Annotated in this window: 17 protein-coding genes and 2 pseudogenes; 8 read left to right on the forward strand and 11 right to left on the reverse strand. The window is 57.7% G+C overall.

The window, feature by feature from the left end; genetic code table 11:
• Window positions 1-36: 36 nt before the first annotated feature.
• From AB4N80_RS05635 to AB4N80_RS05685, 11 genes and pseudogenes are all read right to left on the reverse strand, one after another.
• Window positions 37-1,137 (reverse strand): polyamine ABC transporter substrate-binding protein, encoded by a 1,101-nt coding sequence (locus AB4N80_RS05635; RefSeq protein ID WP_460081080.1) that lies wholly within the window; start codon window positions 1,135-1,137, stop codon window positions 37-39.
• A 12-nt stretch (window positions 1,138-1,149) separates the two neighbouring features.
• On the reverse strand, window positions 1,150-2,181 hold the full coding sequence (locus AB4N80_RS05640; RefSeq protein WP_354335967.1) for a histone deacetylase family protein: 1,032 nt from the start codon (window positions 2,179-2,181) through the stop codon (window positions 1,150-1,152).
• A gap of 167 nt (window positions 2,182-2,348) precedes the next feature.
• Window positions 2,349-2,942, reverse strand: a complete 594-nt coding sequence (locus AB4N80_RS05645; RefSeq protein ID WP_122567620.1) for a hypothetical protein — start codon at window positions 2,940-2,942, stop codon at window positions 2,349-2,351.
• Between the two features lie 64 nt (window positions 2,943-3,006).
• A complete protein-coding gene (locus tag AB4N80_RS05650; protein ID WP_354335968.1) occupies window positions 3,007-4,026 on the reverse strand; it encodes a hypothetical protein in 1,020 nt (339 codons plus the stop codon).
• A gap of 73 nt (window positions 4,027-4,099) precedes the next feature.
• A complete protein-coding gene (locus tag AB4N80_RS05655) occupies window positions 4,100-4,660 on the reverse strand; it encodes a hypothetical protein (protein WP_122567618.1) in 561 nt (186 codons plus the stop codon).
• 455 nt (window positions 4,661-5,115) lie between these two features.
• Window positions 5,116-5,474: pseudogene (locus tag AB4N80_RS05660) on the reverse strand (DUF6124 family protein).
• A gap of 616 nt (window positions 5,475-6,090) precedes the next feature.
• Window positions 6,091-6,669, reverse strand: a complete 579-nt coding sequence (locus AB4N80_RS05665) for a plasmid pRiA4b ORF-3 family protein (protein ID WP_122567617.1) — start codon at window positions 6,667-6,669, stop codon at window positions 6,091-6,093.
• A 257-nt stretch (window positions 6,670-6,926) separates the two neighbouring features.
• On the reverse strand, window positions 6,927-9,104 hold the full coding sequence (locus AB4N80_RS05670; RefSeq protein WP_122567616.1) for a lipase family protein: 2,178 nt from the start codon (window positions 9,102-9,104) through the stop codon (window positions 6,927-6,929).
• A gap of 11 nt (window positions 9,105-9,115) precedes the next feature.
• The gene (locus AB4N80_RS05675) at window positions 9,116-9,889 is read right to left on the reverse strand and encodes a hypothetical protein (RefSeq protein WP_122567615.1); all 774 of its coding nucleotides are present in this window, start codon (window positions 9,887-9,889) and stop codon (window positions 9,116-9,118) included.
• The gene (locus AB4N80_RS05680; protein WP_122567614.1) at window positions 9,886-10,740 is read right to left on the reverse strand and encodes a DUF4123 domain-containing protein; all 855 of its coding nucleotides are present in this window, start codon (window positions 10,738-10,740) and stop codon (window positions 9,886-9,888) included. The genes AB4N80_RS05675 and AB4N80_RS05680 overlap by 4 nt, the downstream gene beginning before the upstream one ends.
• Window positions 10,737-12,797, reverse strand: a complete 2,061-nt coding sequence (locus AB4N80_RS05685; RefSeq protein WP_122567613.1) for a type VI secretion system Vgr family protein — start codon at window positions 12,795-12,797, stop codon at window positions 10,737-10,739. Before AB4N80_RS05685 ends, AB4N80_RS05680 begins: the two co-directional genes overlap by 4 nt.
• 446 nt (window positions 12,798-13,243) lie before the next feature.
• On the opposite strand from AB4N80_RS05685, the gene tssA reads away from it, so the two are divergent.
• From tssA to AB4N80_RS05725, 8 genes and pseudogenes are all read left to right on the forward strand, one after another.
• The gene (tssA, locus tag AB4N80_RS05690; RefSeq protein ID WP_122567612.1) at window positions 13,244-14,800 is read left to right on the forward strand and encodes a type VI secretion system protein TssA; all 1,557 of its coding nucleotides are present in this window, start codon (window positions 13,244-13,246) and stop codon (window positions 14,798-14,800) included.
• 32 nt (window positions 14,801-14,832) lie between these two features.
• Window positions 14,833-15,336, forward strand: coding sequence for a type VI secretion system contractile sheath small subunit (gene tssB, locus AB4N80_RS05695; protein ID WP_122567611.1), 504 nt, complete (start codon window positions 14,833-14,835; stop codon window positions 15,334-15,336).
• 25 nt (window positions 15,337-15,361) lie between these two features.
• Entirely contained in the window at window positions 15,362-16,837 is a 1,476-nt protein-coding gene (gene tssC / locus AB4N80_RS05700; protein WP_122567610.1) for a type VI secretion system contractile sheath large subunit, read from the forward strand.
• Between the two features lie 6 nt (window positions 16,838-16,843).
• Window positions 16,844-17,254, forward strand: a complete 411-nt coding sequence (gene tssE, locus AB4N80_RS05705; RefSeq protein WP_122567609.1) for a type VI secretion system baseplate subunit TssE — start codon at window positions 16,844-16,846, stop codon at window positions 17,252-17,254.
• A 6-nt stretch (window positions 17,255-17,260) separates the two neighbouring features.
• Complete coding sequence (gene tssF / locus AB4N80_RS05710) at window positions 17,261-19,048, forward strand: type VI secretion system baseplate subunit TssF (RefSeq protein WP_122567608.1); 1,788 nt, start codon at window positions 17,261-17,263, stop codon at window positions 19,046-19,048.
• Complete coding sequence (tssG, locus tag AB4N80_RS05715; RefSeq protein ID WP_122567607.1) at window positions 19,012-20,016, forward strand: type VI secretion system baseplate subunit TssG; 1,005 nt, start codon at window positions 19,012-19,014, stop codon at window positions 20,014-20,016. Before tssF ends, tssG begins: the two co-directional genes overlap by 37 nt.
• An 11-nt stretch (window positions 20,017-20,027) precedes the next feature.
• Window positions 20,028-22,622 carry a type VI secretion system ATPase TssH gene (tssH, locus tag AB4N80_RS05720; protein ID WP_460081092.1) on the forward strand — a complete coding sequence of 865 codons (2,595 nt, stop codon included), beginning with the start codon at window positions 20,028-20,030 and terminating at the stop codon, window positions 22,620-22,622.
• A gap of 10 nt (window positions 22,623-22,632) precedes the next feature.
• A pseudogene (locus AB4N80_RS05725) lies at window positions 22,633-24,143 on the forward strand (sigma-54 interaction domain-containing protein).
• The last annotated feature ends 37 nt before the right edge of the window (window positions 24,144-24,180 follow it).

Genomic DNA, 24,180 nt, shown 5'->3' on the forward strand with positions numbered 1-24,180 from the left:
ACTCCGCAGCCCAGCGCAAGCAATCTCCAGTACGCCTCACTGACCCGATTTAATCCGCGTCCAGGCCCGCGTACGCGCACGCTCGGCATCCCTGGGCAACGGTTGCAACGTGTAGAGCGTGGTCATCGCCGCCGCGGTCGGGTACAGGTTGGGGTTGCCGCGGATCGCCGGGTCGACCATCTCGGTGGCGTCTTTGTTCGGGTTCGGATAACCGACAAAATCGCTGACCGGCGCGATCACCTGTGGTTGCAGCAAATAGTTGATGAAGGTGTAGGCGTCGTCCGGGTTTTTCGCGCCTTTGGGGATGGCGAGCATGTCGAACCAGATCGGCGCGCCTTCCTTGGGCAGACGCATGTCCACCGTCACGCCGTTCTTGGCATCCTTGGCGCGGTTGGCCGCCTGGGAGAAGCTGCCGGAGTAGCCCACCGCCACGCAGATATCACCGTTGGCGATGTCAGCCATGTACTTGGATGAGTGGAAGTAGGTGATGTGCGGACGGATTTTCATCATCAGCGCTTCGGCCTTGGCGTAGTCCGCCGGCTTCTTGCTGTTGGGGTCCAGGCCCAGGTGCTGCAAGGCCAGGGGCAGGATCTCCGACGGCGAATCGAGCAGCGCCACGCCGCACTGCTTGAGCTTGCTGATGTTCTCTTCCTTGAAGATCAGGTCCCAACTGTCCACTGGCGCGTTGTCGCCCAGGGCGGCTTTGACCTTGTCCGGGTTGAAGCCGATCAGGATGGTGCCGTACATGTAGGGCACGGCGAACTTGTTGCCCGGGTCGTTGGCTTCGATCAGCTTCATCAGCTTGGGGTCGAGGTGGTTCCAGTTCGGCAGCTTGCTGCGGTCCAGGGGCTGGAACACCCCGGCTTCGATCTGCTTGGCCAGGAACACGTTGGACGGCACCACCACGTCATAGCCGGAATTACCCGTCAGCAGCTTGGCCTCCAGGGCCTCGTTGGTGTCGAAGATGTCGTAGACCAGCTTGACCTGGCTGTTCTGCGCCTTGAAATCCTCCAAGGCCTTGGGCGTGATGTAGTCGAACCAGTTGTAGACGCGCAAGGTGCGCTCCTCGGCCTGGACAGCGCCGCAAAGCAGCGCGGCGCACACGGCTGGAGCCATTAAACGCTTGAGTCTGTTCATGCTGTTATTTCCTCATGGGGCGCTTTGGAAACCTTCAAGAACGTTCACGGCATTGATGCCGATTTCTGCCACCGCGTAACCGCCTTCCATCACGAACAGCGTCGGCTTGCCGAGCGCCGCGATGCGTTTGCCCATCGCCAGGTAGTCCGGGCTGTCGAGCTTGAATTGCGAGATCGGGTCGTCCTTGAAGGTGTCCACGCCCAGGGACACGACGATGACGTCGGCGTCGTAACCGCGGATTTGCCCGCAGGCCTGCTCCAGCGCCGCGCTCCAGGTGTCCCAGCCTGAGCCCGCCGGCAAAGGATAGTTGAAGTTGAAACCCTCACCTTCGCCCTCGCCATGCTCGTCGGCATAGCCCAGGAAAAACGGAAACTCCGCCTCCGGATGGCCGTGGATCGACGCGAACAACACGTCGCTGCGCTCATAGAAAATCGATTGGGTGCCGTTGCCGTGGTGGTAATCCACATCGAGGATCGCGACCTTCTTATGGCCCTGGTCGAGGAAGGCCTGGGCGGCGATGGCCGCGTTGTTGAGGTAGCAATAACCGCCCATCAAATCACCGGCAGCGTGGTGCCCCGGTGGACGGCACAAGGCAAAGGCACTGCGCGCACCACGCTGGATGTCCGCCTGGGCGGTGAGGGCCACTTGCGCGGCGCTGTAAGCCGCCTGCCACGTGCCAGCGGTGATCGGCGCGCCGGCGTCGAAACTGTAGTAACCCAATTGGCCGTGCAGGCTGGTGGGGATGACCGTGCGAAAGGTCCGCGCTGGCCAGGTGAAGGGCAGCAAGTCGCCCTCGCGGTTGTACTTGGCCCAACGGTCCCAAGCGCCTTTGAAGAATTCCAGGTACGCCGCGCTGTGGATGCGCTGGATCGGCCCCAGGCCAAAATCCTGCGGCGCCTCCACCGGCCCCAGCCCCTGCGCCTTGACCCGCTCCAACACATGATCGGCCCGGGACGGCATCTCGAAACAGGGCATCAGTTGCCCGTCCATCAACTCACAGCGGCCGTGGTGCAGGTGGTGATCGTCTGAGTAGATCGTCAGCATTTTTTTGTTCTCCGCAAGGCTGGTCGGTTTAGACACAGTCTTGCGGTGTGCGGGGTTTTGGAGAACGGCAGGAGAGGCCAAAAGGGGATCGAAATGGCCAAAAGGTTTGACCGTAAATCGCCCCTTGTTGGCGCGGGTGTGCGCGGGGTTGGGGCATGGGGGCGGTGTTAATCAGGCAAGAGATTATGAGTATAGCCGCATTTCTTTTTTGATTTTGAGCAATAAGCCAGGTCGATTTTAAAAAGAGCGCGGACATGGGCTAGCTGTTCTTTAAGATGAGCTTGAGCCATGCCTTTAGTATCTTCAGAAAACATAAGATGGTAAATGGCGGGCCAAGTCACCGCTGCGTCAGAAAAGTATAATGCCTTGCGAGGTCCCACAATTGAGATGCATTCGGTAGTAGAGAAAAGTGCAGATAAAAATTTTTCATGGATCATGGAACAAGCGGATAAGAAGAGGCGACGTTTCTTCAGGTGAGGTGCCAGGATTTTTGCAAGATCTATATAACTCACCTTGTCCTGATTGGTGGTAAATAATCCATGTTTGTTCCCGTGAGCTGAGATGTGTAGGTACCGATATCTCGACTTTCCGAACTCTGTAACAGCTTCGATGAACTGATCCCGCGTCCTGACATAGCAGTATATTGGTTTTTTTTCGTGTAGCCTCAAGACTGAAGAAATAACGCTGCCTTCGAAGCGACCATTGCCTTCATCGTCAGGGTTTAATGTTTCAATAATGAAAACGTCAGGAACAGTGGCCATTTACAGGTACTCAAGTGGTCTTGCTTGTCATTGATAATGTCTTGATCACGTAAGGGCGCGTGACTCAGCTCTGTCGAAAATAAAAAACACTGTTGGCCTTGAATTTGTCGGCGTACCAAGCAACGCCAAGGAAGCTCTTCGTCGCTTTTTTTTCTCCAGAAGGAACATCTTCCTGGTTCTTCAGGTAGTCTTCGAATTTTATGTTGTGGTTGGGAAATATTTTATTTAGTTCACTTAGCTTTTCTCGTCCGCTTTCAACGGATATAGACTTGCTTTTTTTTGAAAATCTGTTTGGGTACAGTAAATTAAAAGAGGAAGAGAGGCTCCAGTGATTGGATACCCTCGGATCATTGAAATATTGGAAGTGTCTGTTATAAGTGTTGGTGAATAGAACGAAATCTACGTGATCGAATCGTTCGTGTCCGATTGGGCTGCTTTCAGTAAAGAATCCACCCTCCCCAAATAGGTACCCACGCCACAGCTGCATGTCAATTTCGTTGTGACAGCATACAATTAATATATTGGTGTCGTCTGTTCTGCATTGTTTGACTTTTTCTTGGGTGGACTCAAGAAAATCTTTCATTACGTTATCTAGATTTTTCCCTTCTTTGACAATTTTGCCTTTCGACATCAGGCGCTCACCCACCTCTCCAAGCGCCTGTTCGCGGATTGGCATTCTATTTGAAAACGTAAGCGTCACTTCGTCAGGGAGGCGTGTCTCATCTTTGTAAGAGGCACATTTTACTTCCAGATTATATTTTTTTCCTTTGACCGTTACGCTGAAGTCTACGTCTTTAGGAGGAGTGATTTTATCTTCGTAGACGAATGCCGCATCTGGATAGTCGATGAACTCGCTCATGGCTGTCAGCTCGCAGGCAGCCTGTATATATTGACTCTCGTTAAAAGCTCCGGCGCGAACTTGTAATTTGTCTCGGATGAGACGATTGATTTTCTTCTCGCCTATTTTAGCCTGAAGAGCGTTGAGGATTTTATTTAGCGAGTGCAGGTATTCGTCGTAGTGAATACTTGTTTTTACAAGGTAGTGTTGGTTGTCGGTAATTTCACTAAGGTGGTCGAGTAGCATGCGTCATAGTTCCTTGTTCATCTATTAGGTGAACGAAATCAGCAGGGTGAATGAGGTGTAGCTCTGGCATTGGCTATTCAGGCTTGATAGCGGGAAGCGAAAGGGCTTTACGAATGTCGTTCACGTATTCGTAGAAGTTCTCACTGATTCCGAACAGTCCTTTGTGAATCTTGCGAACAAGCACCTCATCTTGCTTGGCGATTTCGATGAACAAGGCGAACGTCAAGGAGATGCCCCGTGGCAGTTTCAGGTAACCCTTGTCTACCAACTGCTTGGCACGCAACTCAAGCAACGGGAGGTTCCCCTTGAACACAGCATCCACCTTATCGATGCTGTCCAATTTAAGTTCGGTACTGAGGTAGCGGTCATATTGGATGGTGTGGACGCTTTCATACCACTCCGGAAGAATCTCGATTCCGAATTTTTTCGCCAGCTCGGCATCCATCGCCGAAACCAGCAAATTCGACCGGGCGTAGGTGGTGATGCAGTTGTAAAACTCCCGCTCCAAGGTCTCAAGGATCAAGGTGTTTTTCGATTTGCCAAGCGTACTGGCCACAGCGGCGATGGTCTTGTCCAAGCTGCTGCTCAGGTTGCGCAGGGTGTAGGAGACCGTTTCGGCCTTTTCATCGCTCATAGGGAACAACTCCAGTAGCGTTCCTCCGAAGCAGAGGAGATGGAATCATCCTGCGCCTTAAAAACCAAATTATCAAGATTGGTTCATAAATAATAATATGGTTCTTTTTTATTGAGTGAATCTCGACTGATTTGCGACGCGCTTTATTCCAAGGCGCGTAGGGCTTTGCGAAACCACTCAGTGCAAAGGCCGGGTCGCTAAGCATCCCGAGGTGGTCGCAGAGTGGGTACCCAGCCCCAATCCCCTGTGGGAGCGAGCTTGCTCGCGATGGCGGTAGCACGTTATATGCCCGGACTAAGGGTGTACACGGTCCGTGGCCAGAGATTGCTCCCGCTCGGCGGCGCAGCCGTCGTAAACCGGCCGACGCGGTATTTCCGAAGAAATGCGCCAGCCTGTTTTGGGGCGGCTTCGCCACCCAGCGGGGATAAATCCCCTCGCCACGGGTGGTGTAGCGGTTAGCGAGGGTCGACGTTATCCAGCGCTCGGTTCGCCAGCAATGAACTCATCTCGATCAATTGCTGGATGCCGAGGGCGATGTGGCGGCGGGGGCCTTCCAGGTCGAAGGCCAGGTTGCTGATCATCGCGTCGGCGGATGCCAGGTTTTCGCTGAGGTTGGCGAGCAGGCATTCGTTGTCGGCGTTTTTTGCCACGGTGAAGAGCTGGCCCGGTTTGGATGCATCTTCGGGTTTTCCGGTTTCGGTTGCAGGTAATAATCCAAGGCGCGCCTTTCTGCTTCGTCTTGTTTCTTAGTTTTGGATTTGGTGGACGCAGAGCTGCGATCTGCTTCGGGGGGATTCGGTGTTGGCTTGAACATGTGCTGATACTCCATGGTTAAGCCGCAACCTCTTCCCTACTAAAAGAAGGGTGGAGGCTGTACGCAGGTTAGTAGACCGGGGAGATCAGCATTGCCGGCGCGCCGAAGCGCCCTGCGCACAGCCACCATCAAGGACAGGTTAGGAACCTGTTTGGATGGAGAGCTCGTGCATCTTACTGACACAACCTCGGGCTACTAAACCCGACCACTGATGGGCAGTGGCAGGGAAACGATAGAACCCATGGGCAAGGCGCACAAGCGGGCGGATTCTGGCGTAGTTGTAGGCAATGGCGCAAGGATTCGTAGCTTGGTGGAAGGGGGGCGGAGGGAGAATAAACAAGCCTTCGTAATGCCCAGGATTCGGGGCGAGGAAGCGTGCTCTCACCCGGTGGGGCAGCGGTTTTTCTGTAGGAATGCGCCGGCCGTTTTGGGGCTGCTACGCAGCCCAGCGGGAGCAAGCTCCCTCGCCACAGGTTGAGCGTCGTTGACCGTCCCGAGCTGATCACAGAATGAGCGCACACCGCCAACCCTCTGTGGGAGCGAGCTTGCTCGCGATGGCGGCAGCACATTACCTACCTAATCTGAGGTAAGCATCCGCACTACACCCGCCTGCCACTCAGACCTTGATCCGTTTAAACCACTGGTTCACGCGTTCGCAATCAAAGAACGTCGGGTCGAAGATCTCCCCGTACCATTCCACCGTAGCGTCGTGCTCGGGATGTTCGGGGTTGGTCATGGCCTCTAAAAACACTTCGTAACCCGGCCCACCACCCACGTCTTCCGGTGGGCAGGCATTGGCGCCCTCGAGGCAGTACGGCACTTGAGGGCAGGCAGTAGCGGGTAATGTTTTTTCGACCTTGATACGGTGATGCCACTCATCACCGAAGTCATAGAGATAATTGAATGTCCGCTTTCCGTTCAGTGCCTTGATCAGTGTTTTACGAGCTTCCGGATGCACCGGCGGTCCCCAGCCATCAGGATCGGGCACGCCGTAGTTCTCACCGGCGATTTCAAATTCATGCAGATGGTAGTCGCTCCAACCCATCACGATCTGGATCACCTGATGCAACCTGCCCAACGTAATGTTTTCAGGCACTGCGAACTGACGCCAAATCGTGGGAGTCATCCACTTCAGCTCGATGTGCAGTAGCAACAAGTCACGCTCGGGCTTAGGCAAAGGAACAGTTTTAGCCATGGGTCAGGCAGCCTCGCAGTGTTTTGTGAGTGTAAAGGCTCGTTCCAGTACGTAGGTCACGGTGATGAACAATCTGAGTCAATCAATGCTGCTCCGGAGGTCATGCCGGAGTTCCAAGGTAATTGAATAACCTGAGTCAGGCCATTTGAGTTTCGATTTCTGCCAGCAAGCCGCAGCCCGTGGCGAGAGAGCTGGCTCCCCCGCCCGGCCGGTCCGACGCCTCGGGCGCAGCCGCCGTAGGTTGGCAGCCGCGCCGGTCAAATGATGGAATCAAGATCCAGCGTATACGGTTCACCAATGGCATACCCGTGACCACCACGGATCAATTCACTGCCGTCATCCATGGCCGGTGCCATCGCCAGTTGCTCCGCCACCCTGTTCTCCGGATGCGCCTGCCAGCGAGCCAGGTTGTGGGCCAGTTGCTCAGGTTGTTCCGACAAGCTCCCATAGACGTCTTTTTCCCTCACCGACGCGGTACGCAGTGTCGCCAGGCGCGCGCGGGTGCTGTGCAGCTTGTCGACCTCCCGGATGAGCGCAATGTTGATGGCATGTTCGCTACGTCCATTGGGCGCCCCTCGTCCCGCCAGGCGACGCTCTTCATCGCGCAACTGTTGGGTAATCCGCGCCAGTGCATTGTCGATCCATTCATATTCGCGTCTTGTCACCAGCGTACTTCCGCTGATCTGCGCTTGCTGCCAGCGTCGCAAGGTCGCCCAGCAGGCGGGGATGTAGCCGGGAACCATGAAGTGATTGTCGGTCTGGACGAGTTGGGTCAGCAATGCCGGACGGTCCGGCAGGCCATGTTTATGCTTGAGGGCCACCTCGCACGCGGCGTGTTGGGTGATGGTGTCGCAACGGGGCATCCATAGGATCGAAGAGCGTTCCTTGCGATCGAATTCCACCGGCAGGAAATGTCGCAAGATGCCGTGGTGTTCATACGGTTCGCCCGTCCAGCGGGTGATGCCCGCGACGAACACGGAGAGCCCGACCGGTACGTTGGCGAATGCAAGGGCCAACCCCGTGCCATAAACGCCTCCTTTGGTATTCATCCAACTGCCCGGCACGCTGGGTATCGGGTCGTTGTGGTTGACCATTCGGTAATGCACCAGAGGTTCGGCGTTTTTTGTGAAGGTGGCATCGGCGGCGCGAGGTGCGCCATAGGTGTAGAGCTGGAGGGTGTAGCCTTCCGGTCTGCGCCGCAGCATTTCCGCGAGCAGTAGTGCCACCGCGCCGCCCAGGCTGTGGCCGCAGATCAGTAGTTTTTGCCCGGAATAGAACCGGTTCAGGTAGCTCGTCACGAAAGCCGCTGCTTTCTTGGCTGCGCCATAGAACCCTCGGTGTACCTGCCCGACACCTTCTTCAAACGGCACTTGGCGTGCATCGGCGTCGCGCAGGAAATCGGCGAGTTGCTGGGTGCCACGCACGGCTATCAGGATCAGCTCGTCGTTGTGGGTGATGTAGGCCTGGGTGTTCGTGCCGTCTTGCTCGCCGGTGTCGTCGAGAAAATGGACTTTGGCGGGATGCTCCTGATGTATCCCCAATTCAGGGTCGTTGACCGCGTAGAGGGCCGGGTCGAATGGCACGATCTCCAAGCGTCTGGAGTAGGGCACGTCTTCATACAGCGGGTAGTAGGGTTTTGTTTGTCCTGGATAGAACTCCCCGAGTTCCTCGGACTTGGCCAATGCGTCGGCGAACCAGTTGCTCACGCTCGGCCGTCGAGTAAAGTCCACCGCCGTTGTTATCGGGGCCTCGTCGGGTTTCTGGCCGAATGGGCAATAGGTCAGGGTCGACATGAGCGCCAACTGGTACAAGTTGAGCGCACAGAATTCGGGGGCTGTGGACAGCATGGGTTGCAAGGCACGCAACGGGCGAACTTCCAGCACTGTGTGTTTTTTCGGCATCAGCGCTACGCCGAGCTTGCCATGTTCGCCCATCAGTCGTGCCGGCCCTGCCGGGTGCGGGTAATGGCGGTACACCTCGGGGGGCAAATGGGCGACGTGCTTGACCAGATGCCGTACTTCCACCTGGAAAAAATCGTCTGCGCAGGCTTGTGCCGGGTTTTCCCGGGTGCGGGTGGCGTTTGGGTTCAGGTAGCGGGTTTGCTCGGCACGAACTTGCAGCTCGGTGATCTTGAGAGGGTAGTGAGCTCTGCGCTGAAGCTCGATATAGCATTTTCCCTGCTCTTGATACGGTTGCTCAAAGGTAAGGGCAATTGGCCCGGCGTAGTGGTTGGTGACCTTGCCAATCCCCATGGCATCCAGGTTGCCTGGATATTTTTGTCCCTCCGAGTCGATAGCAACATAGGCCAGCCCCGCATAAGGCTCCCCAGAGCCCAATTCATCGACGAGTTGAAAACGGGTCCATCTACCCCTTGCAGGGCAAGTCAAAATGCGACTGCTTAGCCTTGATTCCAATTCCTTTTGAAACGACGTCATACGTGATCTCCTTATTCCGTACAGCCGGGATAAATAGTGCATTTGCGTCCGTCAGGCATCTGAAAACCGCTGAAGTCTTTGTAATTACCAAAACAAAATGCGTATGGATCTTCGAAGTTATCGCCCATGCAGCGTTTCCAGCCGTTAGGCACCTTCACCCAGGTATCCCCCATGTAAGGGCTCTCATCGCGGGCCAACTTGATCTTCATCCTCACGGTCTTGCCCGGTAGCTGATCGAGGGTGTACGCCGAGAAAGGACGCCCGCGCCCAAGCACGCCCTGAGGGTCGGTTTTTTTGCAGTCGAGGATTTTCCTGAGGATGCGAGGTTTGCCTGAGGTGCGGAACAACCATTGGCATTGGCCGTAGAAAGTGCTTTCGCCCGCTTCGCTGAAAGCGCCTTTGTATTGTTCTTCCAGTGCATCGCGAATCACGATATTGGCCGAGTCCTGACTGATATCGCTCCAATCCTTACCGTAGGCGGAGTTGATCTCGAGTTCGATGCGATCGATCACCAACGGGCAACCCATGCGGGTTCGGCGAATAACGATTTCGGAATCAGGTGTGTAGGCCTTGCGCCACTCCCTGTTGAATACTGGCGCCTTGTTATACCGGGTCTCGACGGTGCAGGTTTCGCCTGGAGCGGGTACGTAGTACACCGCGGCACGGTAGGCAAAGTCAGGCGGCAAGTCTGCCGTAAAAATGAACGTGTTCGGTTGTTTGGCGGCACAACCCATCGTCAGCGCCAGGCAGCCGCTCAAACACGAAATTCGCAGGGCATATTTCATAGCGGCGCATCCCCTTGCCAGAATGCCGTCATCAGGCGTACCCGTTGAAAATGCTCGTCGGGGCTTTCGGCCGGGCGTACTTGCCAGTACGACGCCGGACTATGGGTGGGTGCATGCAGGCACTGAGTCAGCAAGAACTCCAACTGTTCAGAGGCCTGCCAGTGCCATGCCTTGGCCTGATCGAGCGTGGCACGCAACCACGTCTCTGGATCCCGTTGCTCGGCAAGTGTGGCGAAGGCCCGGACATGTTCGGCCAACAGGAAGCGGCGGGCATTGAGGAGTCGAGTTTGTGTCGCTTGCTGCGCGGTAGCAGGCACCTGCAACCAAAGCGGCGAAGCAGGCACTGGGTATGTCCCCGGCGCCGGGTTATGCATGCTTGCCCAGCCAGTGTCCTGCCAGTAGCAGACGCTTAGCGCTGGCCCGAGGTAGGCCGGATAGGCTTCAACGGGCAGATGTTTGAGCGCCCGGGCCAGGACGCGGTTGTCATGGAAGCGGTACAGCGCTTGATGAGGGCGCTCTCCGATAATCAACCGCTCACGCCAGTGCTCCACCAACGTTGGCAGGCCCCCTTTGGGAAGGCTGGCAAGCCAGCCCCAATGGCTGTCAGGCCGGTCGAGCAGTTCATTGACAGGTTCGTCGCCGGGCCGCTCGACGATGAAGATAAAGGGCCCGGTGTCACCGAGTTCAGCAACCAGGGTTTGTCCGTACACACTCAGGTATTGGTCGGGACGACTGCTTTTCAGCAATGTTTGGCGCATGTGATGCTCATTTTCTGAGTCCAGCACAACGCACAAGGCATGACCAAGACGTTGCTGTTCGATCAGCCATCGATGCGGGAGTGAGCGTTTCATGCGGCGGCCTCCGTTGGGCATAAACCCTCACGGCAAGCCTCGCAGAGGGGGCAGAAATCCAGTCCCGCTGCTTTGCTGGCCGCTATCAGGGCTCGTTGGGTGGTGGCGAGCACTGGCGGGGGGGCCGTCAGGGGAGCCGTCGAACCAGGCGTGAACGACGATGCGGTGATACCGGCCATAGGTGCGCCGCCGATCTGGATTGCACTGCTGCTGTAGATGCCGCTGTGGTCGATCACGATGTGCTGGCCGCCGGCTTTCAAACTGAGGGTCGCCCCAGCTTCAAGAACCACATGGGCACCCGCCTTGATATGCACGTGTTGCCCGGCCTCGACGGCCAGTACCTGATCAACGCGGATGTGGCGGTTGGCGACGCGCAGGTAGTCATTGCCTTCGACCTGGACCGTGCGGTTGGCGGCCGTGGTTCGATGCTCCTCGGCGTGCAGGACGGTGATGCTGTTGCCCTTGATGGTTTCCCGCCGCTCGTTGCCAATCTCCAGTCGGCTGTCGTTTTCAATCTTCTGTTCCATGTCACGCTGGGCCCGCAGATAGATCAGCTCCTGACCTGCGCGATCTTCCAGATGCAGCTCGTTGAAGCCATTGCCGTCCGGCGAGCTGCAAGAACGAAACACGGTACGGGTCTTGTGCGCAGGCAACGGGTAGGGCGAGGCATTGGCGCTGTTGGTCAGGCACCCGCTGATCAAAGGCTTGTCGGGATCGCCTTCCATGAACGTCACCAACACTTCCATGCCCACCCTCGGGATCGTGACGCCGCCGTAGCGGTTGCCTGCCCAGTTCGAGGCGACTCGCAACCAACAACTGCTGCCGTCGTCGAAGCGTTTCGCGCGATCCCAGAAGAACCTGACCTTGACCCGGCCATACAGGTCGCAGTGGATATCTTCGCCTTGGGGGCCGGTGACGATTGCTGTCTGGCTGCCCGATATACGTGGTTTCTTATAGACCCGCGGCGAACGAAAGACGGCGTCCCAAGGCGTGGCAACGAAGCGATTGCGATAGCCCTGATTGAGGTGGTCTCCATGCCTGCCCGTATCGCAGGGGGGCATTTCTTCCAGCACCTGCGGCTGTTTGCCTTGGTGATGCACTTCGGTCAGGAGCCATAGGTCATTCCATTCCTGGCGAGGGTGCTCACTCAACGTCAGGAAGTGTCCCGTCGTCAGTGCCGGCTGATTACTCTTTCCTTCAGCTTGGCGGTAGTCGGCGCGATGGCGTTCAAAGGTCCGCAGGCTCAATAACTTGCCGCGTTTTTCCTGGGTAAAGTCGCCTGGATAATCATAGGTTTCCAAGTCCGGCCGGACTTTTCCGAGGTTAGGCTGGCAACTGCTCTCCAATAGGAACGTCGACTTCTTGAAATCGTAGTCACGACACGTGACGCGGCTGGTTCGGGTCTCCAGTCGCAGGCCAAAACGATGGATAACCGGTTCGTCGTAAACCATGCCGCTGTCGTGTTTATAAGCAGTGCAGTGTTTAAGCCGGGGGAATACGGTCTGGTCATCACCCAGTACCAGCAGATGGCCCGAATCATTGTGCTGAAAATGGTAATGCAGGCCTTCTTCGTGACACAGCCGTTGGATGAAGTGCAAGTCCGATTCGTGGTATTGCACGCAGTACTCGCGAGGCGGATAACGTGCATTCAACTGGAAGCGATGAGCGTCGCTAAGAATGCCGTGTTCCTTGAAAATCAATGTGATGATTTGCGGCACACTGGTCTGTTGAAAAACTCGCTGATTGGTGCGGTGCTCCAAGTAAGCCAGTCGTGGCACTAATCTTATTTTGTAATGCGTTAAACGTTTGCCCGAGTCACCTTGTGCAAGACGATAAATCAGTCCGTGAACACCGCTGCCCTGTTTATCGAATGTTAGAAAGGCCTGCCTGTTTAATAAATTTTCCAAATTCATATTTCTTTGTTCGCTGACGAGTTCAATGTCGAACGAATAAGGGGCGCTGATGGCTTCGTGACCCTCGAAGGCCACGACTTGGAGGTCATGTTCGAGATCGGCAATCGTGAGGCGGAAGTTGGGCAAATCAAGGGTATGGAACATGCGAACGTCCTTGGGCTGTGGCTTTGGCTCCTGGTCTCATTGAAGCAGCCTTGATCAGGGGGCGCGCACGCACCGGTAAAAAAAGAAAAGGATGTAGGAATTTTCTTTGAGAGAAGAAATGGCCGCGAACGAAATAATTTGAAGTGATTTTTCGTTGACTAGCTTGGAGTTCTCAAGTTTGTTAAAGGCTGCTTCGACGTCGGAAGTTTCAGGTGGTCTCAATATGGATGTGTCTCTTTGGAAAAGAGGAAAGTTCCTACTTTTTTATGTGGAAAACCTTGGCATTCTTGGCGGCGTTCGGTAGCTAAGAAAATAACGTGATTGCGGGAAAGATGTCTGGATGTGTTTAACGAAACTTCCTACAAGCGAGGCTGAATATTCATCTTGAATAGCTATGCCGTCCAAATTGCCCATGCCACAAACCAATTGTCTTAGCAGGGTCGTGAATGTCGTATTCCGAAAAACTGTTCGCCCATTATCTGGCTCTCGCCAAAACGCCCGTTTCCAAGGAGAGTTTTGCGGGTGCGGACGTGCGCTTTTCAAATGAATACGAAGCCTTGGAACGTGAGGTGGGCAAAGCTCAGTCGATGCACGAAAGTGGCCAGGTCGACTGGCTGAAGATCCTGGAGGGAGGTGAAGCGCTGTTGCGCACCCAGTCGAAGGATTTGCGGGTGGCGGCTTGGCTGGTTTGGGCGCTGTATCAGCGTGAATCATTCCAGGGCCTGCTGGCCGGGCTCGGTCTCTTGCAGCACCTATGTGAACACCATTGGCTTGAAGTTCATCCGTTCAAGAATCGAACCCGTGCCGCTAGCATCAATTGGCTGATGCCTCGCCTGGAGCAAGCGTTCGGCGATGATATTGCGATCAAGGAGCAGTTGCCGATGTTCCGTCATCTGGCGGAACAGCTGGAAGGCCTCGACGCTGCTTGCGCCGTCCACTTGGGGGATGACGCACCTCTACTGTTGCCGCTGTGCCGGCGCCTCAACACCATGATCCAGCGGGCCATCGAAAACCGACCGCAGCCTGGTGCCATTGGGACGGTTGTGGCTCAGGTAAAACAAGTTGCCACCCAACTGCTTACCCCCGGCGCTCCGATCGAAAACGAAAAGGAAGCTCACAAGGCCCTGCGCGCCCAGCAGGATGGGGCGCGTCCGTTATGCATCTGGTGGCTCAAACAAAAAGCGACGGACGCTCGTGCCCTGCGCCTCAATCGCACCCTGCTCTGGCTGGCCATCGATGTATTGCCCGAGCGCAACGCTGAGCAGGTCACCCAGTTGCGTGGCCTGCCGGTGGACAAACTCAAGGCTTATCAGGACCGTCTCCAGCAGGGTGATTACGCAGACCTGCTTGTGGAGATCGAGGCGAGCCTGGCGACGGCACCGTTCTGGTTCGATGGCCAGAGGCTTGCCTGGGAATGCCTGCAAGGGCTGAACGCCGAGTTGGCCATGCGTGAAGTGGAAGTCCACTTCGCATTATTCATCCAGCGCCTGCCGGGCATTATCGAATTGCGTTGGCATGACGGTACGCCGTTCGCCGATTCGGCCACACGGGGTTGGATCGCTGCCCAGGTCATGCCTCACCTGCAAAGGCCCGGCGGGGCACCCACAGCCGATGTCGCCGACAACCAGGCGCCTTGGGAGCTGGCGCTGGAGGAGGCCGAGGCGATCCTGCGCAAGGACGGTCTCAAACCTGCCGTTAAGTTGCTCAGGCAAGCCATGCAAAGCGCCAATGGGGCACGCGAGCGATTCCTCTGGCAGTTCGCGCTGGCTCGCCTGTGCTTCTCCGCCAGGAAATACGAACTCACCAAGGTTCAGCTGGAGGCCCTCGATCAGACGCTACGAAACGCAGGCCTGAGCACCTGGGAGCCTGCCCTGGAGCTGCAGGTGCTGCACTTGTTGCACAGCTGCTGCGAGTTGTTGCCACAAAACCACTCTGTACGTGAGTGCAAGGAAGAGACCCATCGCAGGTTGTGTCACCTCGACCTGGAACGGGTTATTGAATAGACCTCCGGGTCCAAAATTGTAAGGAGAAAGTCATGGCCAAAGAAGGCTCGGTCGCCCCCAAGGAACGCATCAACGTCACCTTCAAACCTGCTACCGGCGGTGCTCAGGAAGACATTGAACTGCCGTTGAAACTGTTGGCGATCGGTGACTACACCCACCGCAGGGATGAACGCAAGGTCGAGGATCGCAAGCCGATTGGCATCGACAAAATGACCTTCGACGAAGTGTTGGCCAAGCAAGCGCTGAGCCTGACCCTGAGCGTACCGAATCGTCTCCAGGCAGAGAGCGGCGCTGAGGAACTGCCTGTACAGCTGCGCTTGAACTCAATGAAAGACTTCAACCCGGCGAGCCTGGTCGAGCAAGTGCCGGAACTCAGCAAACTGATGGCGCTGCGCGACGCGTTGGTGGCGCTCAAGGGGCCGTTGGGCAATGCGCCGGCGTTTCGTAAAGCCATCGAAGGCGTACTCGCCGATGACGATTCCCGCCGCCGCGTACTGGATGAGCTGGGTCTGGATACCACCGCGAAGAGCGCTTGATTCTTTCAGCCAAGGAAGCCGAAACATGAATACCCATGCAGTACAGCAGCAGAGCCAGGACAACGCGGACTACAGCATTCTTGAAAGCATCATCGCCCAGACCCGCCTGACCCCGGACGATGAAGCCTACGACATTGCCAGGCGCGGTGTGTCTGCGTTCATCGAAGAGCTGCTCAAGCCGCAAAACAGCGGCGAGCCGGTCAAGAAAGCCATGGTTGACCGCATGATCGCCGAAATTGATGCCAAGCTCAGCCGCCAGATGGACGAAATCCTCCATCACCCGCAATTCCAGGCGTTGGAGTCGGCGTGGCGCGGCTTGCAGTTGCTGGTGGACCGCACTGACTTCCGCGAAAACATCAAGATAGAAATGCTCAACGTGTCCAAGGACGATTTGCTGGACGACTTCGAAGACTCGCCGGAAGTCATGCAGTCGGGCCTGTACAAGCACATCTACACGGCTGAGTACGGCCAGTTCGGTGGGCAGCCGGTGGGCGCGGTCATCGCCAACTACTTCATGTCCCCAAGCTCGCCGGACGTGAAATTGATGCAGTACGTGTCCAGTGTCGCCTGCATGTCCCATGCGCCATTCATCGCCGCAGCCGGTCCGAAATTCTTCGGCTTGGAGAGCTTCTGCGGACTGCCGGACCTCAAGGACCTGAAAGACCATTTCGAAGGCCCGCAATTCGCCAAGTGGCAGAGCTTCCGTCAATCGGAAGACGCCCGCTATTTCGGCCTGACCGTACCGCGCTTCCTGTTGCGCACCCCCTACGATCCCCAAGAGAACCCAGTCAAATCGTTCGTCTACAAGGAAACCGTTGCCAACAGCCACGAGCACTACCTGTGGGGCAACACGGCGTACGCGTTCGGCACGAGGCTGACCGACAGCTTCGCCAAATTCCGCTGGTGCCCGAACATCGTCGGTCCCCAAAGCGGTGGGGCGGTCGAAGACCTGCCGTTGCACCACTTCGAAAGCATGGGCGAAATCGAAACCAAGATCCCGACCGAAGTCCTGGTGTCCGATCGTCGCGAATACGAACTGGCCGAGGAGGGCTTCATCTCCCTGACCATGCGCAAAGGCAGTGACAACGCCGCCTTCTTCTCCGCCAGCTCCGTGCAGAAATCGAAGTTCTTCGGTAACAGCGCCGAGGACAAGCATGCAGAGCTGAACTACAAGCTCGGCACACAGTTGCCTTACATGATGATCGTCAATCGCCTGGCTCACTACTTAAAGGTGCTGCAGCGCGAGCAACTGGGCTCCTGGAAAGAGCGTACGGACCTGGAGCGTGAGCTCAACAACTGGATTCGCCAATACGTGGCTGACCAGGAGAACCCGAGTGCCGAAGTCCGTGGCCGTCGTCCGCTACGTGCCGCGAAGATCATCGTCAGCGACGTGGAAGGTGAACCGGGCTGGTACCGCGTTAGCCTCAACGTTCGGCCTCATTTCAAGTACATGGGCGCCGATTTCACGTTGTCGTTGGTTGGCAAGCTGGACAAGGCGTAAGCACCCATGACTTACGGCAGCCTTTTCGAGCGACTGGCTGGTAATTCTGAAAAGCGCAGGGGGTTGAGCCGCGAGGTTTGCACCGTCACATCCGTTGCTGCGCATCTGGCCAAGATGCTCAGCACTCGGGCAGGTAGCGTGCAGACACTCGCGGATTATGGGCTGCCGGACCTCAATGACATGCGCTTGAGCCTGCACGACGCGGGGAGCCAAGCCCGCAAGGCGATCGAGACCTTCATCAAGGCCTACGAACCACGCTTGCGCAATGTCTGTGTCTTTTTAGTGCCGAGTAACGCCGATCAGCTTCGCCTTTCCTTGCGCATCGATGCGTTGTTGGATGTGGAAGGGATCAAGCGGCAGGTCAGTTTTTCCGCGTGCCTGGACGGCAGCGGTCAGGTCAAGGTCAGACAAGGATAGCCATTGATGTCGTTCAACCATTACTACCAGAGCGAGCTTACGGCGCTTCGCCAGTTGGGTCGACGTTTCGCCGAGCGTAACCCGGCTTTGGCTCCCTTCCTGGGACAGGCCGGACGGGATCCGGATGTAGAGCGGCTACTGGAGGGGTTTGCATTTCTGACCGGGCGACTGCGCCAGAAGCTCGATGACCAGTTGCCGGAGCTGAGCCATTCGCTGATGCAGCTGTTGTGGCCGAACTACATGCGGCCATTGCCAGCCTTCGGCATTTTGCAGTTCGATCCGCTGCAGCGATCCGGCCCTGCGCTGCGGGTTGAGCGCGATACGCCAGTCGAAAGCAAGCCTGTCCAACAGGTGCGTTGTCGTTTCCTGACGTGTTACCCCACCGACGTCCTGGCGCTTGATCTGACCCGGTTGAGTTACTCAGTGAAAGGGGAAGGATCGCTGTTGAGCCTGCATCTGGAAATGCGTTGCGACGGTCATGTGGGCGAGCTGCAACTGAGCCGTTTGCGTCTGCACTTGACCGGCGAGCGCTACATCAGCCAGATGCTCTATCTCAGCCTGTTACGTAACCTCGAGGGTATCGAGCTGATCCCGCTGGACGGCACCGGCGAGGCCCTGCGGGCGGCAGATGGCAGCCCAACGACGTTCAGGCTCCCCGCCGACCGTGTCCAGCCGGTAGGGTTTGCCGAAGAGGAAGCGCTGGTTCCGTATCCGCTGAATACCTTTCGCGGCTATCGCTACCTGCAAGAATATTTCGCTTTCCAGGACAAGTTCCTGTTCGTCGACATCGATGGCCTGGACGTGATCAACGCCCTGCCGCACGGCAGCATCGAACAGACGCGTGGCCTGGAGCTGCGCTTCGATATTGGTAAAAGTGGAATCCAGCGGATGCGCCCGACGCTGGATAACATCAAGCTGTACTGCACGCCGATCGTCAATCTGTTCAAGCATGACGCCCAGCCGATCCGCCTGGACGGCAAACAGGATGAGTACCTGCTGTTGCCGGCCGATTACGACCAGGCGCACTGCGGCGTGTTTTCGGTCGAAAGCGTCACCGGCTGGAGTCCCGGAGGCCTGGGTTATCAGGCCTATGTGCCGTTCGAGTCTTTCGAGCACGATTCAAGCTTCGATGTACCCCACAGCCGCCCCTACTACAGCGTTCGCCAGCGGCCTTCGTTGTTGCACGACGGTCTGGACACTTGCCTGGGCTTTGGCGTCCGGCACACTCACCCGCATGAAACCCTGTCCATTGAGTTGATGTGCACCAACCGGAACCTGCCTCGCGAGCTCAAGCCGGGTGACATCGACCAACCCGGCGAAAAAAGTCCCGAGGCACTGAGTTTCCGCAACATCGGTCCGGTCACGCCAAGCTTCGCGCCGCCACTCAACCGCGACTTCCTCTGGAAGCTGATCAGCAACATGTCGCTCAACTACTTGTCGCTGGCAGACGTCAATGCGCTCAAGGTGATTCTCGAAAGCTACGATTTTCCGCGTTACCACGACGAGCAGGCAGAGAAAGTCAGCAAGCGTTTGCTGGAGGGGCTCAAGTCCATCCGGCACCAGCACGTCGACCGCCTGCACCGAGGCTTGCCGGTGCGTGGCTTGCGCACCGAGCTGACTATCGACCCGCAAGGTTATATCGGCGAGGGCGATCTGTTCGTCTTCGCCTCGGTCCTCAACGAGTTCTTCGCGTTGTATGCCAGCCTCAATTCGTACCACGAGCTGCGGGTGAACAGCACACAGGGAGAGGTGTACCAATGGACACCCCGCATGGGCCAACAGCCGCTTCTCTAAGCGTGCTGACACGAGAAATACGCGAGTACTCGTTATTCCAGGCTGTGTTGCTGATCATCGATCGGCTGCGCGAGGCTCACCCTGGCCTGGATGATGAAGCGTTGTACGACCGGTTGGAGTTCCAGGCCAACCCAAGTCTGGGGTTTGCGGCCAGCGACATTGATCGTGTGGAGTTTTTCGAAGAACACGGCCAGGCGCGGGCGCGTCTGTGCTTGAACCTGATCGGGCTGGTGGGGGCAGGGTCGCCGCTGCCAGCGTTCTATGGTGAGCAGGCCCTAGGGGAGGAAAAGGACAACCCGACACGCGACTTCCTCGACATCTTTCACCATCGTCTCCAACGGCTGATGTTGCCGATCTGGCGCAAGTACCGTTACTGCGCAAGTTTTCAGAGTGGTGCCCGAGATCCATTTTCCGAGCAGTTGTACGCGTTGATCGGTTTGGGGGGCGAAGAGATTCGCAAGGCCAGCCAACTGAACTGGAAACGTCTGCTGCCATACCTGGGCTTGCTGAGCTTGCGTGCCCATTCGGCGGCGCTGATCGAGGCGGTACTGCGTTATTACTTCAAACACGCTGAACTGAACCTCGAACAGTGCATCGAGCGGCATGTGGACATCCTTGACGAACAGCGCAATCGCCTGGGGAGCGCCAACAACCTGCTCAGCCAAGACCTGGTGCTCGGCGAACGGGTGCGCGACCGCAGCGGCAAGTTCCGGATCCATATCTGCGAGCTGGACTGGCAGCGTTTCCACGAATTCCTGCCCATCGGTAACGGTTACCAGCCGTTGTGCTCGCTGGTGCGATTCACCCTGCGTGATCCCCTTGAATATGACATTCGCCTGGTCCTGCGCCAGCAGGAGATTCGTGAGCTGTGCATCGGTGAACAGAATACCTGCCGCCTGGGATGGACCAGTTGGCTGGGACACGAGCGCGCCGATGGCGTGGTGACCCTTGGCAGCAAAATTCATTAGGAATGGATGACATGATCAACGTAGACCTTCAGCAACTGATCCAGGCGTTGGACGCCGAAACCAGCCGCGATCTGGAGCGCTCTGCCGAGCAATGCGTGGCCCGTGGTGCAGACAAGGTCCTGGTGGAAGACTTGATGTTGGGCTTGTTGGAACGTCCCCAAGGTCTGCTGGTGCGTGCCTTGCACGATGCCCAGGTCAGTGCGGGCGAGCTGAGCGCGGCCCTGCAACCACGGATGGGGCACAGCGCTTCGCGCAACCCGGTATTCGCCCCGGAACTGGTGCAGTGGTTACAGGATGCGCTGCTGGTGGCCAATCTCGAACTCGGCCGTAGCCAGGTCGGACAAGCCGCGTTGCTCCTGGCGTTGCTGCGCAACCCCCTTCGCTACGCCGGGAGTGCTTATCTGACGCTGCTTAACCGGCTGAGCATCGATCGGCTGAAAGCGTTCGCCTTGTCGCAACAGGCTCAACAGGCTCAACCGGTTGCCGGCCTGCCCACCCCGCCGGACGGCTCCCTGCTGGCGCGCTTTACCCATGACCTGACCCGACAGGCCCGCGAAGGCCAACTCGACCCGGTGCTTTGTCGCGACGGCGAAATCAGGCAGATGATCGATATCCTCGTTCGGCGTCGCAAAAACAATCCAATCGTGGTCGGTGAAGCGGGGGTGGGCAAGACCGCCATCGTTGAAGGGTTGGCGTTGCGTATCGTCGCCGGGGACGTACCCCCGGCGCTTGAGGGCGTTGAACTGCTGTCGCTGGATATGGGGCTGCTGCAGGCCGGTGCCAGCATCAAAGGTGAATTCGAGCGTCGTCTCAAGGGGGTGATCGACGAGGTCAAGGCTTCGCCAACATCCATCATCCTGTTCATCGACGAGGCCCATACCTTGATCGGCGCAGGCAACAGCGCCGGGGGCGCCGATGCGGCGAACCTGCTCAAGCCGGCCTTGGCCCGGGGCGAGCTGCGAACGATCGCGGCCACCACCTGGACCGAGTACAAAAAATATTTTGAAAAAGACCCAGCCCTGGCCCGTCGTTTCCAACCGGTGCAATTGCACGAGCCGACCGTCAGCGAGGCGGTGACCATCCTGCGTGGCCTGGCCCGGGTCTACGAAAACAGTCATGGCATTTACCTGCGCGATGACGCGGTGGTCGCGGCAGCGCAATTGTCGGCCCGCTATCTGGCCGGTCGTCAGTTGCCGGACAAGGCCGTCGATGTGCTCGATACCGCCTGCGCTCGCGTGCGCATCAGCCTGGCCGTTGCCCCGCAAAGTCTGGAGCGATTGCGCGGCGAATGGGCCGAAGGCGAGCGCCAACGCCGGGCGCTGCGGCGCGATGCAGAGGCGGGCCTATCAATTGATCTTCAAGCGTTGGAGGCGCTGGAGGTGCGTCTGGCGGCCATTGAAGACGAGCGCCAAACGTTGGAAATCCAATGGACCGAGCAACGTATCCTCGCGGAACGTTTGCTGTCGCTGCGGCAGCAATTGGCCGGGGCACGGGAAAGCGCAGTGGACCAAGCCCTCAGTATCGAAGCCCTGGCGGCGGCGGTGGATGAAACACACGGCACGCTGGTGGCCGCGCAAACCCATGAACGCCTGGTCAGCTTTGAAGTTTGCCCGCGACTGGTCGCCGAAGTGATCAACGCCTGGACCGGTGTACCGCTGGCGCAACTGGCGCGCGAGCACAACTTGAAAATCGCCAGTTTTGCCACAGACCTGCGTGCTCGCATTCGCGGCCAGGAACCGGCCGTGCAGGCGCTTGATCGCGCGTTACGCGCTGGCGCCGCAGGCCTGAACAAACCCGATGCTCCGGTGGGCGTATTTCTGTTGGTGGGCCCCAGTGGTGTCGGCAAGACCGAAACGGCACATGCCCTGGCCGACCTGCTTTATGGCGGTGAGCGGTTCATCACCACGATCAACATGGCCGAGTTCCAGGAGAAACATACCGTTTCCCGACTGATCGGAGCGCCGCCGGGTTACGTCGGTTTTGGCGAAGGCGGCATGCTCACCGAAGCCGTGCGGCAAAAGCCCTATAGCGTGGTGTTGCTCGATGAGGTCGAAAAAGCCGACCCGGATGTGTTGAACCTGTTCTACCAGATCTTCGACAAAGGCCTGGCCAATGATGGGGAAGGGCGGGAGATCGATTTTCGCAACACCCTGATTCTGCTGACATCGAACCTGGGCAGTGAGCGTATTGACGAGCTGTGCGAAAACGGCGCACAACCGAGTGCCGAACGCCTTGAGGAATCCATTCGCCCGATCCTTATCGACCATTTCAAGTCAGCGCTGCTGGCCCGCATGTGTGTGGTGCCGTATTACCCGGTCAGCGGGCCCGTGCTGCGTGAACTGGTGGAAATCAAACTCAAGCGCCTGGGCGAGCGGCTGCACCGTCGTCAATTGGGCTTCAGTTACTGCGAGCATTTGGTGAGCCACCTGGTCGAGCGCTGCAGTCGCAATGACCGTGGCGCGCGGCTGATTGACCAACTGCTCGACCGGCATGTCACGCCGCTGGTTGCCGACCGGTTGCTCGCGGCCATGGCCGGTGGCGAACCGCTGCGGCATGTACACGCGGTGCTCAACGGCGATGCCAGCGTGTCGTGTGAGTTCTCCTGAGATGAGCGCCATGTTCAATAAGCTCTCGCAGCCGCTGGACTATGCCGAAGCGCTCTTGGCGCAGTTCTCCAGCCTTTCACGTTTGGCGGACGGTGCGGAGTTGGTAGGGCATTTCATTCAGGGAGTGGCACGGCTCAGCGGCTGTGAACTGGTGCAGTTGTATTTGCTCGATGCCACCGGTACCCGCCTGGAACTGAACACCGAATGCCTGGACGGCCAGTTGCAGTTTCGTGACCCGCAAAGCCTGTCCTCCGATTACCACACTGAGCAATTGCTGCAGTTTTCCCTGTGCCAGAACCGTGTGGTGTGCCTTGGCGCGTTGAGCGACAGCGTGCACGAAACCCGCTTCCTGCCTGCCCGGGCCACGCCCTGGCAATCGCTACTTTGTGTACCTTTGATCGACCCGGGAGGGAGCGTCGCAGGCCTGTTGTTGTGTGCCAGTGTTCAGCATCTCGACTTGCATGGAGCCGCTGAATCCTTGGGGTATCTCGGGGCCTTCGTGCTTGGCCAGCTGCATCAGCTGCAGCGTCTGCGCCGTCCGGCCGAGGCCTCTGTTACCTCAAGCCTGCCGAGCGGCATCAGCTACGGCCTGATCGGCAAGAGCATGGCCATGCGCAAGACCTGCTCATTGATCAGTAAGGTACTGCACAGCCCCTATACCGTCTTGCTGCGGGGCGAGACCGGTACCGGCAAGGAGGTGGTGGCCCGGGCTCTCCATGACAACGGCCCGCGTCGATCCAAGGCATTTATCGTGCAGAACTGTGCCGCGGTTCCCGAGAATTTGCTGGAGAGTGAGCTGTTCGGCTATCGCAGGGGCGCGTTCACCGGTGCCGACCGAGACCGTGCCGGACTATTCGACGCGGCCAACGGCGGCACGCTGTTGCTCGATGAAATTGGCGACATGCCGATGTCCCTGCAAGCCAAGTTGCTGCGAGTGTTGCAGGAGGGCGAAATTCGTCCGTTGGGCTCCAACGACACTCACCACGTCGACGTACGCATCGTTGCCGCCACTCATCGCGACCTTAAACAGTTGATGGAGGAGGGCAAGTTCCGCGAAGACCTTTATTACCGCCTCGCACAGTTCCCGATCCAGTTACCGGCGCTGCGTCAGCGCGAAGGCGACATCATTGAGCTGGCGCGGCATTTTGCCGACAAGGCTTGCACGCTTCTGCAGCGTGATCCGGTGCGCTGGTCAGACGCGGCGCTCGATCACCTGTCTGCCTACGGCTTCCCGGGAAACGTCCGTGAACTCAAGAGCGTCGTGGAAAGGGCTGTGCTCCTGTGCGAGAGCGGCGAACTGCTCATCGAGCATTTTTCGCTGCACATCGACCCCCCTCCGAGCGCGGTCGTATCAACCTGCGTGAGCGGATGGAGCAGATCGAGCGTGGTCTGTTGATCGATTGCCTGCGCGAGCACTCGGGTAACAAAACCCGCGCCGCCCGCGAACTCGGTCTGCCGCTGCGCACATTGATCTATCGCCTCGCGCGCCTGAACGTCCAGCGCGGTGATTTCAATGGTTGATCCTTCCCTCGCGCTATTCGTACACGTTCCAGCCCGT

It is taken from the genome of Pseudomonas sp. H3_A02 (assembly GCF_054671965.1).

Excerpts from the sequence above, each read along its gene's own strand:
- AB4N80_RS05635 (WP_460081080.1), bottom strand. The coding sequence starts at position 1,137 with ATGAACAGACTCAAGCGTTTAATGGCTCCAGCCGTGTGCGCCGCGCTG.
- AB4N80_RS05640 (WP_354335967.1), bottom strand. The coding sequence starts at position 2,181 with ATGCTGACGATCTACTCAGACGATCACCACCTGCACCACGGCCGCTGT.
- AB4N80_RS05645 (WP_122567620.1), bottom strand. The coding sequence starts at position 2,942 with ATGGCCACTGTTCCTGACGTTTTCATTATTGAAACATTAAACCCTGAC.
- AB4N80_RS05650 (WP_354335968.1), bottom strand. The coding sequence starts at position 4,026 with ATGCTACTCGACCACCTTAGTGAAATTACCGACAACCAACACTACCTT.
- AB4N80_RS05655 (WP_122567618.1), bottom strand. The coding sequence starts at position 4,660 with ATGAGCGATGAAAAGGCCGAAACGGTCTCCTACACCCTGCGCAACCTG.
- AB4N80_RS05665 (WP_122567617.1), bottom strand. The coding sequence starts at position 6,669 with ATGGCTAAAACTGTTCCTTTGCCTAAGCCCGAGCGTGACTTGTTGCTA.
- AB4N80_RS05670 (WP_122567616.1), bottom strand. The coding sequence starts at position 9,104 with ATGACGTCGTTTCAAAAGGAATTGGAATCAAGGCTAAGCAGTCGCATT.
- AB4N80_RS05675 (WP_122567615.1), bottom strand. The coding sequence starts at position 9,889 with ATGAAATATGCCCTGCGAATTTCGTGTTTGAGCGGCTGCCTGGCGCTG.
- AB4N80_RS05680 (WP_122567614.1), bottom strand. The coding sequence starts at position 10,740 with ATGAAACGCTCACTCCCGCATCGATGGCTGATCGAACAGCAACGTCTT.
- AB4N80_RS05685 (WP_122567613.1), bottom strand. The coding sequence starts at position 12,797 with ATGTTCCATACCCTTGATTTGCCCAACTTCCGCCTCACGATTGCCGAT.
- tssA (WP_122567612.1), top strand. The coding sequence starts at position 13,244 with ATGTCGTATTCCGAAAAACTGTTCGCCCATTATCTGGCTCTCGCCAAA.
- tssB (WP_122567611.1), top strand. The coding sequence starts at position 14,833 with ATGGCCAAAGAAGGCTCGGTCGCCCCCAAGGAACGCATCAACGTCACC.
- tssC (WP_122567610.1), top strand. The coding sequence starts at position 15,362 with ATGAATACCCATGCAGTACAGCAGCAGAGCCAGGACAACGCGGACTAC.
- tssE (WP_122567609.1), top strand. The coding sequence starts at position 16,844 with ATGACTTACGGCAGCCTTTTCGAGCGACTGGCTGGTAATTCTGAAAAG.
- tssF (WP_122567608.1), top strand. The coding sequence starts at position 17,261 with ATGTCGTTCAACCATTACTACCAGAGCGAGCTTACGGCGCTTCGCCAG.
- tssG (WP_122567607.1), top strand. The coding sequence starts at position 19,012 with ATGGACACCCCGCATGGGCCAACAGCCGCTTCTCTAAGCGTGCTGACA.
- tssH (WP_460081092.1), top strand. The coding sequence starts at position 20,028 with ATGATCAACGTAGACCTTCAGCAACTGATCCAGGCGTTGGACGCCGAA.